The following is an 11,872-nucleotide window of genomic DNA, read 5'->3' on the forward strand; positions in this document are numbered from 1 at the left end:
CCGAAGACTTACGAGAGTCCGCCATGTACGAGCTGTCCCGGGTCCGTCTCTACTCCATCGGACCGGCCGGTGCGCGCTACGCCGACACCGTGCTTGACCTGCGCGGGGTGGGCGAGCCCGTGCCCGACCCCGCGCCGACGCAGGCGGAGTTCTTCGAGGAGGAGCCCGTCGGCCCGCCGCGCCGGCCCGCGCCCGCCGGGGTGCTCTTCCTGGAGAACGGCGGCGGGAAGTCGGTCCTGCTCAAGCTGATCTTCTCCGTGATGCTGCCGGGCCACCGCAACACCCTCGGCGGCGCCAGCTCCGGTGTGCTGCGGAAGTTCCTGCTCGCCGACGACTGCGGGCATGTCGCGCTGGAGTGGCAGCACACGCTCACCGGCGAGTGCGTCGTGGTCGGCAAGGTGAGCGAGTGGCGCGGGCGCCAAGTCTCCAACGATCCTCGGAAGTTCGCCGAGGCCTGGTACTCCTTCCGGCCTGGTCCCGGGCTGAGCCTGGACAACCTGCCCGTCGCCGAGTCCACCGCCGTACGGCCGCCCGTCGAGGGCCAGTCGGGCGCGCAGGGGCGCCGCCGCACCATGAAGGGCTTCCGGGACGCCATCACGGAGGCGGGCAAGGCGTATCCGCATCTGGAGGTGCACTGGGAGGAGATCCACGACCGGTGGATCGAGCACCTCGGCGACCTCGGCCTCGACCCCGAACTCTTCCGCTACCAGCGGGAGATGAACGCCGACGAGGGTGAGGCCGCCGGCCTCTTCGCGGTCAAGAAGGACTCCGACTTCACCGACCTGCTGCTGCGCGCGGTGACGGACACGCGGGACACCGACGGCCTTGCCGACCTGGTCAGCGGCTTCGGCAACAAGCTGGGCCGACGCGCCGAGCTGATCGCCGAACGGGACTTCACCGCCGGGTCCGTGGACCTGCTCGGACGGATCGTCGAGGCCGCCGAGGCACGCTCACGCGCGCGTGACATCCACGCCGGTGCCGAGCGGCGGACCCGGACCCTGGCCCGACGGCTCTCCGCGCGGGGCGTCCAGGAGCGAGTCCGGGCGGGCGACCTCGCACAGCGGGTCACCGCCGCCGCGTACGCCGTGACCCACACCGAGGCGGCGCGGGAGCGCAGCGCCCTGATCGCCGCCGAACTCGCCTACCGACACGCCTCATTGGCGCTCGCGGCGGCCGAGAAGTCGGCGGCCGCGCAGAAGCGCGAGCTCGCCGACGCGCGCACCCTGCACTCCGCCTGGCAGGCCGCCGAGGCCGTCCTGCGGCACCGCGCCGCAGCCGACCGCGTCGCGCGCGTGGCCGCCGCGATCCAGGAGGCCGAGCGGGACGCGGCGCCCGCGCTGGCCGCCCGGGCCAAGGCCGCCGTAGATCTCGTACGGGCCCTGCACGCGGCCGCTCAGAGCGCCGAGACCCTCGCCAACGAGGGGGAGGAGCGGTCCGCCGCCCTCCAGGAGGTCAGCGAGTCCGCGTACCGCGACTCGACTGCCGCCGCGACCGAGGCGCAGCGCGCCCGTAGTGAGATCGGGCATCTGCGGCAGCGGCTGTCCGAGGTCGAGCAGGAGACCGCCGAGGCCGTGCGCGCCGGCTGGCTCGACGACAGCGCACCCGACGCCGACCCGGCCCGCGCGGCCCTCGCCGCGAGCGACGCCGAGAAGACCGCCGTCGCCGCTTGGGACACCGCGCGCGAGGCCTCCCGGCGAGCCTCGGAGCACGCGCGCGAGGCGGCCTCGGCCGAGTCCCGTGCGGAGCTGACGGCGGCCCGCGCGGCGGATGCGGCCACGGCGGCGGAGCGGTCGTACGAGGCGGAGCACCGCCTTGCCGAGGCGCTCGCGGGGGAGGAGCGGCTGGCCGAACTGCTGAGCCTGCCGTCCGCCTCGGGCGTTCAGCGGGCCGGGGTGCCCGCGCCCCGCACGGAGGGGGACGGCGCGCCCGGCGGGGCGGTCGGGGCCCAGGGCGGGGCGGCGGCCGCAGGCGACGACCTGTCGGCCGGCTCCGACTCGACCGGCTCCGACACGGCGTCGCGCGGCCGGAGGGGCACTTCCGGCGCCGGTGGGCTCGCCGGTCCCCGCGCCCCGCGCCCCCTCGCCGAAGGCGCCCTCACGCCTGAGGAACTCGATCGCTTCGCCGACGAGCTGCGCGACTTGCTCGAAGACGGCGTCGCCACGGCCGAGCGGCAGCTCTTCGAGTTGCGTACGGCCGCCGCCGACGACGCCCGGATCCTGGGCGCGCTCGGCGACGGCGGGCTGCTGCCGCCCGGCCCGGACGTGCTGGCCACCGTGGAGTTCCTCGGCGAGCAGGGCATCCCCGCCCTGCCGGGCTGGCGCTACCTCGCCCAGGCCGTCGACCCCACCGACCACGCGCGTGTGCTGGCCGCCCGGCCCGAACTGGTCGACGGCGTGATCATCACCGACCCGGACACGCACGCGCGTGCCCGCGAGGTGCTGAGTGACGCCGCACTGCTGCCCCGGTCCGCCGTGGCGGTCGGTACGGCAGCCGCACTGCTCGCCCCGACTCCGGCGCCGGATTCCCCCCACGGCCCCTCTCCCGACGTATTCCTCGTGCCGCCGAACCCCGCCATGCACGACGAGCACGCCGCCGACGAGGAGCGGCAGGCGCTGCGCGCTCGGGCGACCGAGCGGGACGAGGAGATCCGCGCCCTCGCCGCGCGGCTCGGCAAGGACCGGGAGCTGGCGGCGCGGCTCGCCTCGTGGCGGACCGGTTGCCCGGCCGGGCGGCTGGTCGAGCTGGCCCAGGCGGCCTGGGAGGCGCGCGCGTTCGCCGAGGAGTCCGAGGCCGAACTGGCCGAGGCGCGGACCGTGCGGGCCGAGGCCGACGAAGCCGCCGCCGAGGCCGCCCAGGTCCGCGACGAGCGACAGGAGGCCGCGCAGAAGGCGCGGCGCGCCGCGGACGCCCTGGCCGGGCTGGCCTTCCGGCTGCGCGAGCGGGCCGGCTGGCAGGTCAAGCTGCGCGAACTCGCCGACGAGGCCACCGAGTCCGAGGCCCGCGCCCAGGCCTGCCTGGAGCGCGCCCGGGCCGCCGACGAGGACCGCCGTGCCGCCCAGCGCGCCGCCGACGACGCGCGCCGTACCGCGCGTGCCCTGCGCGCCGAGCGCTCGGAGATCGCGGGCGCCCCCGACGACGTCCCGGACGCCGAGGCGGATGCCCCGAGGGCGTCCCTGCCCGCGCTCCGTGAGGCGTACCGGGCGGCCTCCCAGCTGTACGAGAAGGTCGGCGTCGGCGCCGACCTGAGGGCCGAGCAGGCCCGCGCGGAGAGCGACGAGAGCGCGGCGCTCGCGGAGCTGGACCGGCTGAGCAACAAGGTCCGGACCCGGGCCGAACAGCTCCTACAGTCGCCCGACGGCTCCGACGGCCCCTCCCGGCAGGCGGCCGCCTCACGCGCGGAGGAGCTGGTCCAGCTCCTGGAGACCCGTGTGTCCAGCGCGAGCGAGCAGCTCGGCCGGCTGCGCGGCGAGGCCGAGCGGCACGCGCCCGAGGACGGGGAGGCGCACACCGAGCTGTCCGAGGAGCTCCAGCCGCGCGACGCCGAACACGCGCAGGCACTGCTGCGCACGGCGACCGCCGAACTCGCCTCCCGCACCGAGGCGTTGAGGCAGGCCCGCGAGGCGCACGCGGAGCTCCTCGAAGCGCACCGCGCCGCCGAGGACGCCGCGGGCGGCTTCGACGAGATCGCCGCGATGCTGCGCGACCTGCTGCGCGAGCACACCTCCGAGGAGGAGCAGGAGGAACTCGAGCCGTACCCCGGCAGCCTCGACGAGGCCCGGCAGTCCGCCGCGGAGGCCCGCCGTTCGCTGCGGGGCTGCGCCGCCGACCTCTCCGCCGCCGAGGCCGCCGTACGCGAGGCGAGTGACGTGCTGGTACGGCACGCCAACTCCACGCGCTACGAGCAGGTCCGCACCGCGGCTCGCCAGCAGATCCGCGAGCTGCCCGCGTCCACGCTGCCCGAGCACGCGCAGAAGTGGGCGGACGCCTTCGCTCCCCGGCTCCGCGTGCTCACCGACGAGTTGGCGCAGCTGGAGCGGAACCGGGACTCGATCGTGGACCGGCTCCGGGGCCTGGTCGAGTCGGCGCTGGCCACCCTGCGGTCCGCCCAGCGGCTCTCCCGGCTGCCCGAGGGGCTCGGCGAGTGGTCCGGGCAGGAGTTCCTGCGCATCCGCTTCGAGGAGCCCGACCAGGCCACGCTCACCGAACGGCTGGGCGAGGTGATCGACGAGGCGACCCGGGCGGCGGTGAGGAAGAACTCGGACCTGCGCCGGGACGGTATGTCCCTGCTGCTGCGCGGTGTCGCCGCGGCGCTCCAGCCCAAGGGCGTCGCCGTCGAGATCCTCAAGCCGGACGCGGTGCTGCGTGCCGAGCGCGTGCCCGTCGGGCAGATGGGTGACGTGTTCTCCGGTGGTCAGCTGCTGACGGCGGCCATCGCCTTGTACTGCACGATGGCGGCGCTCAGGAGCAATGACCGGGGCCGCGACAAACACCGCCACGCGGGCACGCTGTTCCTCGACAACCCCATCGGACGCGCCAACGCCACGTACCTGTTGGAGCTCCAACGGGCCGTGTCGGACGCGCTCGGCGTCCAACTCCTCTACACCACCGGCCTGTTCGACACGACCGCGCTGGCGGAGTTCCCGCTGGTCATCCGACTGCGCAACGACGCCGACCTCAGGGCCGGCCTGAAGTACATCCGCGTCGAGGAACACCTCCGCCCGGGACTGCCGCGTGAGGCTTCCGCCGAGGAGGCCGTGCACAGCGAGATCACCGCGACCCGGATGTTCAAGCGCCCGGCGGTGAATGTGCCGTAGTGGCGCGGCCGGTGAGGAACTGCGGGCCGTGTGCGGCTGGTCGCGCAGTTCCCCGCGCCGCTGGGGCGGCTACGCGTCCTCCTTCAACAAGTCCGCGCACTTCTCGCCGATCATCATCGTCGTGATGCACGGGTTGACGGTGACCAGATCCGGCATGACCGAGCCGTCCGCGACCCTGACGCCCTCGACCCCCTTGACACGCAGCCGCGCGTCGAGCGGGGCCGAGGGGTCGTCGTCCGCGCCCATCTTCACGGTGCAGGACGGGTGGTAGACGGTGTTGTGGGTCTTGTGGATGTAGTCGAGCAGTTCGTCGTCGGTCCGCACGTCCGGGCCAGGGGCCAGCTCGGCGCCTGCCCAGCCGCTCAGCGCGGGTTGCGAGGCGATCTTCCGCGCCAGCTTGAGCCCGTACGTCATCACCCGCACGTCATGCTCGTGCGTGAAGTACCGCGGATCCACCTTCGGCTTGTCCCGGTGGTCCCGCGTCCGCAGCCGCACCGTCCCGCGTGACTTCGCGCGCGTGACGTTGGGCGTGAGGCAGAAGGCGTTCTCGGAGGTCGGGTAGCCGTGCCGCGCGGTGTTCATGTCGAACGGCACCGAGCCGTAGTGGAACATCAGGTCCGGCCGGTCGAGGCCGGGCTCGGTGTCGTAGAAGATCCCGGCCTCCCACCACTGGCTGGATGTGGTGGTCATCGGCTGCCGGGCCTCCCACATGATCACGCCCTCGGGGTGGTCCTGGAGGTTCTCGCCCACGCCTGCCGCGTCGACGACGACCTCGACGCCGACCTCACGGAGATGCCCGGCGGGGCCGATGCCCGACAGCATCAGCAGCTTCGGCGAGTCGATCGCCCCGCACGAGACGATCACCTCGCGCCGGGCCCGTACCGTCCGCGTGTGGATCAGGTCGGGGTCCAGATACTCGGCGCCCACACAGCGCCGCCCGTCGAGGACGAGCTTTTTGGCGCGTACGCCCGTACGGATCTCCAGGTTCGGCCGCTTGCCCATGACCGGGTGGAGGTACGCCACCGACGACGACTGGCGGATGTTGTTCTCGTCGGAGTTGATCTGGAACCAGTTGGCGCCGCGGATCACCGTCTTGCCGGTGTTGAAACCGACGGTGGGTATGCCGGCCTGCGCGCACGCCTCCAACAGGGCGGTACCGCAGGGGTCCTCGCTCTTCAGTGTGCGCAGCTTCACCGGGCCGGTGCGGCCGTGGTGGTCGCCGGGGGCGTCGTTGTTCTCCAGCCGACGGTAGAGCGGGAAGAGGTCGGCAGCGCTCCAGCCCGTACAGCCCGCGCCCGCCCAGTCGTCGAGGTCCTCGGCCGGGGCCCAGAAGGCGATGCAGGAGTTGTGCGAGGAGCAGCCGCCCAGCACCTTGGCACGGGCGTGGCGCATGAAGCTGTTGCCGGTGGCCTGCGGTTCGACGGGGTAGTCCCAGTCGTAGCCGGACTCCAGCAGACCCATCCAGCGTTCGAGTCTGAGGATGTTGTCGTCGTCGACGTCGCTCGGCCCCGCCTCCAGGACGCACACCGTGACCGACGGATCCTCCGTCAGCCGGGCCGCCACGACGTTGCCCGCGGTGCCGCCGCCGACCACGACATAGTCGAACTCGTCGCTGCTCACAGGGAGTTGACCTCCTTGGTCGGCGTGTCCGTGCCCGCCAGGCTGTGCTCGGCGAGGACGCCCGTGCGGTGCCGCTGGACGAACCAGTAGTAGGCGAAGCCGCCGCCCGCGATGACGGCGACGAACAGCACCGCGCCCCATTGCAGATACCAGTGGTACGGAGCCGTCGCGTTGTAGACCGAGGCGCGCGGCCAGATCAGGTTGATCGTCATGCCCGCGCCCCACACCACGGCGACGATGTTGACCAGCAGCCCCCACCGGCCCAGGGAGAACTTGCCGTCGCCTGCGGGCTGCCACTTGCCGCGCAGCCGCGCCACCAGCATCGGGGCGGTGACACCGAGGTAGGCGAGGTAGATCATGATGATGCCGATGCTGGTGACGACGGTGAAGATCTGCGGCTGACGGATGTTGACCACCAGGATCGCCAGGGCCAGGATCCCGATGATCACGGTCGGCAGCACCGGCGTCTGGAAGCGCGGGCTCACCCGGGCCAGCAGCGAGGACGCCGGCAGGTTGTTGTCCCGGGCCATCGCGAACGCCAGCCGGATCGCCGCCGTGTGGACCGCCAGGGCGCACACCGTGACGGCGATCAGCACGCACCACAGCATCGCCTTGCCGGCTGTCGGGCCGAGCACGTTGAGCACGACGTACTGCAGGCCGTCCGTGGACAGCTTCTCGCCCTTCAGGCTGGAGACGCTCATCAGCGCCAGCAGAAGGATCAGGCCACCGAGGACGAAGGAGGCCACGATGGCGCGGATGATGGCGCGCGGCGCGTTGCGTGACGGGTCCAGGCACTCCTCGCCGAGGGAGGACGCCGTGTCGAAGCCGTACATGACGTACGCGGACGCCAGCGACGCCACCAGGAACGCGCCCAGGTATCCGGCGCCGTAGCCCGTGCCGGTGCCGTTGGTCTCCATGACCACCTGCGGGCCGCGGGTGATGTGGACGGCGAACAGGACGATCAATACGACGGTGGCGATCAACTCGATGAACACGCCCGCCGTGTTGATTCTCGCCATCAACTTGACGCCGAAGGCGTTCACCAAGGTGGTGAAGAGGATCAACACCGCGGCCAGGATGACCGCGTTGGTCGCCACGTCGTACGTGCCGGTGCCGTCCCCCACGATCTGGAAGACCGACGAGATCTGGGGGAGTGTCAACTGATAGGCCAGCGCCACGGCCGATATGGACACTATGGACGCGATCAACATCATCCAGCCGGCGAGCCAGCCCAGATGCGGATTGCCTATCTTCTTCGACCAGTTGTAGACCGAGCCCGCGACGGGATAGCGGGCGGCCAGCTCCGCGAAACAGAGGGCGACCATGAACTGGCCGACGAAGACCATCGGCCACGACCACCAGTAGGCGGGGCCGCCGCTGCCGTAGCCGAAGTAGAACAGCTGGAAGGTCCCGGTCAGGATCGAGATGTAGCTGATCCCGGCGGCGAAGGTGTGGAAGTTGCCGAGGGTGCGCTTGAGTTCGGGTTTGTAGCCGAACTCGGCGAGTTCGGCGTCGTCGTGACTGTGTGGACTGGTGGGTTGCTCCGTTGTCGACATGGGCGGACTCCTCGTGTGCCGGGGAAGGGGAGTGAGCGGCTCGGGCGGGTGCCGCCGATCAAGGACCGGTGGTGAGCGTGCTGCTACCCGGGAGTCAGGCGAACCACCCCTGCGGAGCGGGATTGGTGTTGCGCCAGATGTGCTTCGTCTCGCAGTACTCGGCGAGCCCCGAGGGCCCGAGCTCGCGTCCGAAGCCGGACTGCTTGAAGCCACCCCACTCGGCCTGCGGCACGTAGGGGTGGTAGTCGTTGATCCACACCGTGCCGAGGCGCAACGCGGCCGCGACCCGCGCGGCCCTGGCCTCGTCGCCCGTCCATACGGCGCCGGCGAGCCCGTAGATCGTGCCGTTGGCGAGCCGCACCGCCTCGTCCTCACCGTTGAAGCGCTCGACGGTGAGCACCGGCCCGAACGACTCCTCCTGGACGACCGACATCCCCGCGGCGCACTCGTCCAGAACGGTGGGCAGGTAGTAGAAGCCCTCGTCGTACCCGGGCCCGGTCGGGCGCGCGCCGCCGCAGCGCAGCACCGCGCCCTCCTGAAGCCCCTTGGCCACGTACGCCTCGACCTTCGTCCGGTGCGCCGCCGAGATCAGCGGCCCGGTCTGCGCCCGCTCGTCGAACGGCCCGCCCGGACGGATGCCCGATGCCCGGCGTACGACCTCGTCGACGAACCGGTCGTGCAGGCGGTCCTCGACCAGGAGCCGCGCTCCGGACGAGCAGACCTGCCCGGAGTGCAGGAACACGGCGGTCAGCGCCATGTCGACGGCCGTGTCGAAGTCGGCGTCGGCGAAGACGATGTTGGGGTTCTTGCCGCCGAGTTCGAGCGCGACCTTCTTCACGGTCCCGGCCGCGGCGGCCATGAGGCGTCGGCCGGTCTGGAGTCCGCCGGTGAAGGAGACGAGGTCGACGTCCGGATGGTCGCCGAGCGGGGCGCCCGCCTGGGGACCGGCGCCGAGGACCAGGTTGCCGACGCCCGGCGGAAGACCGGCCTCCTCCAGGAGCCGCATCAGATGGATCGCCGTGTGCGGAGTCAGTTCGCTCGGCTTCAGCACGAACGTGTTGCCGGCCGCGAGTGCCGGGGCGACCTTCCAGGCCGTCTGCAGGAGCGGGTAGTTCCAGGGGGTGATGAGCGCGCAGACGCCGACCGGTTCGTGCACGACCCGGCTGTCGACGCCCTCCGTCCCCGTGTCGACGACCCGCCCGGTCTCGTTCGCGACCAGGTGCCCGAAGTAGCGGAAGCAGTTCACGATGTCGTCGATGTCGTACTCGCTCTCGACGAGCCGCTTGCCCGTGTCCAGGGACTCGGCCCGCGCGAGCGCCTCCTTGTCCCGTACGAGGAGGTCGGCCACCCGCAGCAGCAGGTCACCGCGCTCGGCGGGCGAGGTTCTGGGCCAGGGCCCCTCGTCGAAGGCGCGGCGGGCGGCGGCGATCGCCTCCACCGTGTCCTTGCCGCCCGCCTCGTCCACCACCCCGACCAGCGAGCCGTCGGCGGGACATCGGATCTCCCGGGTGCGCTCGTCCACCGCACCCCGCCACTCGCCGTCAATGAACAGGTCGGCCATGGTCGCCTCCGAGCTTCTCGATCAGCCACTCGTGGAAGATCCCGATGTGGTGCTCATTGGGGACCAGCACACCACCCCTGCGGTACGCCCGCGAGGACATGGCCGGTTGTGTGCGTTCACACGCCTCGATGTCCTGCGCGTTCACGCGGTGGAACAACTCCACGGACTTGGACACATCCGCCCCGGACTCCACCACCTCCGGCGCGTACAGCCAGTCGCACTCCACGACCGTGCGGTCCGCGGCGAGCGGGAACATGCGGTGCAGGATCACATGGTCCGGTACGAGGTTGACGAAGACCGTCGGCTTGATCGTGATGGCGTAATAGCGGCGGTCCTGGTCGGAGGTGACCGCGGGGAGCCTGGCGAAGCCCTCGCTGCCGTCGACGGTGAAGCCCCGCACGTCCTCGCCGAACTCGGCGCCATGGCCGACGTAGTACTGGGCCGCGTAGCCGTCCGCGAACTCCGGGAGCACATCGGTCAGTTCGGGATGGATGGTGGCGCAGTGGTAGCACTCCATGAAGTTCTCGACGATCAGCTTCCAGTTCGCCTTCACGTCATAGGTGATGCGTTTGCCGAGGGCGAGGTTCTCGGTGCCGTAGTGCTCGATCGCGGCCGCGTCGCCGAGGCGTTCGACGGCGGCGTACATGACGGTGTCCTCGAAGGAGGGCGGTTCACCGGCGAGGCACACCCAGGCGTAGCCCAGCCACTCGCGCAGGGCCACATTGATCAACCCGTACTCGACGCGGTCGACGTCCGGCATCTTGATCAAGTTGGGGGCGGCGATCAACTTGCCGTCAAGATCGTACGTCCAAGCATGATAGGGACACTGGATGTTGCGCCGGACCTCACCGGAGTCCTCCATGCACAGACGCGCCCCGCGATGACGGCACACGTTGAGGAAGGCGCGCAGTTCACCCTTGCGGGTCCGGGTGATCAACACGTTCTCGCGGCCGACCTGGACGGTGCGGAAGGCACCCGGCTTGGCCAGGTCGGCGCTGCGGACGGCGCAGAACCACGTCGACTCGAAGAGGTGTTCCTGCTCCTGCCGGAAGATCTCGGGGTCGGTGTAGTAGTGGCCCGGCAGCGTCGCGATGAGGCTGGGGGAGATCTGGTGGGCCGCGGAGAGCGGAGTCTCCGGAACGGGTGTCGTCGTCACGTGCGTGCTCCTCAGGCGGGCGCGGCGGCGAGGCGGGCGGGGTCGAACAGGCCGATCGGGTGCTCGGTGGTGCCGGTCAGGGCGAGGTCGGCGAGGATCTCGCCGACGACGGGCACGAACTTGAAGCCGTGCCCGGAGAACCCGCAGGCCACGGTGACCGACTCCGGGTGCGCGGGGTGGCGGGCGATGACGAAGTGCTCGTCGGGGGTGAGGGAGTACATGCAGGTCGCGGTCTTGAGGAAGGTGCCGGGCAGGTCCGGGACGCAACCGGACATGTGGTCCGCCATGGCCCGGATCTCGTCCTCGTGGACCGTCCGGTCGATGGTGTCCGGAGTGGTGACCTCTCCCCCGCGGAAGAAGGCGACCTTGGCACCGAGATCGGGGCCGTCGATGGCCGGGAAGCCGTACACCTGGACGCCGGCCGCGTCGTCCCAGATGTAGATGGGTTGATTCTCGGGGCGGAACGGATCAATACCGTGCTTCGGCTGGAACCAGTACATGACTTGCCGCTCAATGGTGAACGCACTCCGAGGTCGGTCAGCAGCTGCGGCGCCCACGCGCCCGGGCACATCACCAACTGGCCGGCGGTATAGGTGTTCTCGGCCGTGTGGACGCGGACTCCGTCCCGGTACGGCTCCCAGCGCGTCATCGGCTCGTCGAAGTGCAGGTCGGCACCCTGCCGGGTGGCCAGCTGAAGGTGCGCTGCGACGGTGTTCTCGGGCCGCAGGAAACCGGCCTTCCTCTCGTACAGGGCCACTTCGTCGTCCTTCGGAGCCAGAGTCGGGAAGCGGCGGCGGATCTCCTGCGCGTCCAGCGTCTCGTGCGGCAGGTCCCACTGCCGGGCCGAGCGCAGCGAGCCGGAGACGGCCGGTGTGTCGGGGCGGCCGACCATGACGCCGCCGCAGAGGGTGGCGATGTCCCGGCCGGTGGCCCGCTCCAGCTCGTCGTACAGCTCGTAGGCGCGCAGCAGCAGCGGGACGTACGCCGGGTCCTCGAAGTACGACTGCCGGGTGATGCGTGAACCGCCGTGACTGGAGCCGCGGTTGTGTACCGGCCCGAACTTCTCCAGGCCGAGCACGCGGGCGCCGCGCGCGCGGAGGTGGTGGGCGGCGGCGCTGCCCATGCCGCCGAGGCCGGTGACGATCACGTCGTAGGTGGGGGACAC

The 11,872-nt window shown here is 71.5% G+C and carries 5 protein-coding genes and 1 pseudogene; 1 reads left to right on the top strand and 5 read right to left on the bottom strand.

Going from position 1 to position 11,872, the window contains the following annotated elements; genetic code table 11:
- The first annotated feature begins 23 nt into the window (after positions 1–23).
- Positions 24–4,814, top strand: a complete 4,791-nt coding sequence (locus QQM39_RS38260; protein WP_302002205.1) for a hypothetical protein — start codon at positions 24–26, stop codon at positions 4,812–4,814.
- A 69-nt stretch (positions 4,815–4,883) separates the two neighbouring features.
- Here QQM39_RS38260 and QQM39_RS38265 read toward each other — a convergent pair whose 3' ends face one another.
- The 5 genes and pseudogenes from QQM39_RS38265 to solA form a co-directional block, all read right to left on the bottom strand.
- On the bottom strand, positions 4,884–6,434 hold the full coding sequence (locus QQM39_RS38265) for a GMC family oxidoreductase (protein WP_302002206.1): 1,551 nt from the start codon (positions 6,432–6,434) through the stop codon (positions 4,884–4,886).
- Positions 6,431–7,990, bottom strand: a complete 1,560-nt coding sequence (locus tag QQM39_RS38270; RefSeq protein ID WP_302002207.1) for an APC family permease — start codon at positions 7,988–7,990, stop codon at positions 6,431–6,433. Before QQM39_RS38270 ends, QQM39_RS38265 begins: the two co-directional genes overlap by 4 nt.
- A gap of 94 nt (positions 7,991–8,084) precedes the next feature.
- Positions 8,085–9,551, bottom strand: coding sequence for an aldehyde dehydrogenase family protein (locus tag QQM39_RS38275; protein ID WP_302002208.1), 1,467 nt, complete (start codon positions 9,549–9,551; stop codon positions 8,085–8,087).
- The gene (locus tag QQM39_RS38280; RefSeq protein WP_302002209.1) at positions 9,532–10,707 is read right to left on the bottom strand and encodes an aromatic ring-hydroxylating dioxygenase subunit alpha; all 1,176 of its coding nucleotides are present in this window, start codon (positions 10,705–10,707) and stop codon (positions 9,532–9,534) included. The genes QQM39_RS38275 and QQM39_RS38280 overlap by 20 nt, the downstream gene beginning before the upstream one ends.
- A gap of 11 nt (positions 10,708–10,718) precedes the next feature.
- Positions 10,719–11,872 (bottom strand): annotated as a pseudogene (gene solA / locus QQM39_RS38285) (N-methyl-L-tryptophan oxidase).

Source organism: Streptomyces sp. DT2A-34, assembly GCF_030499515.1.
GTDB lineage: Bacteria > Actinomycetota > Actinomycetes > Streptomycetales > Streptomycetaceae > Streptomyces.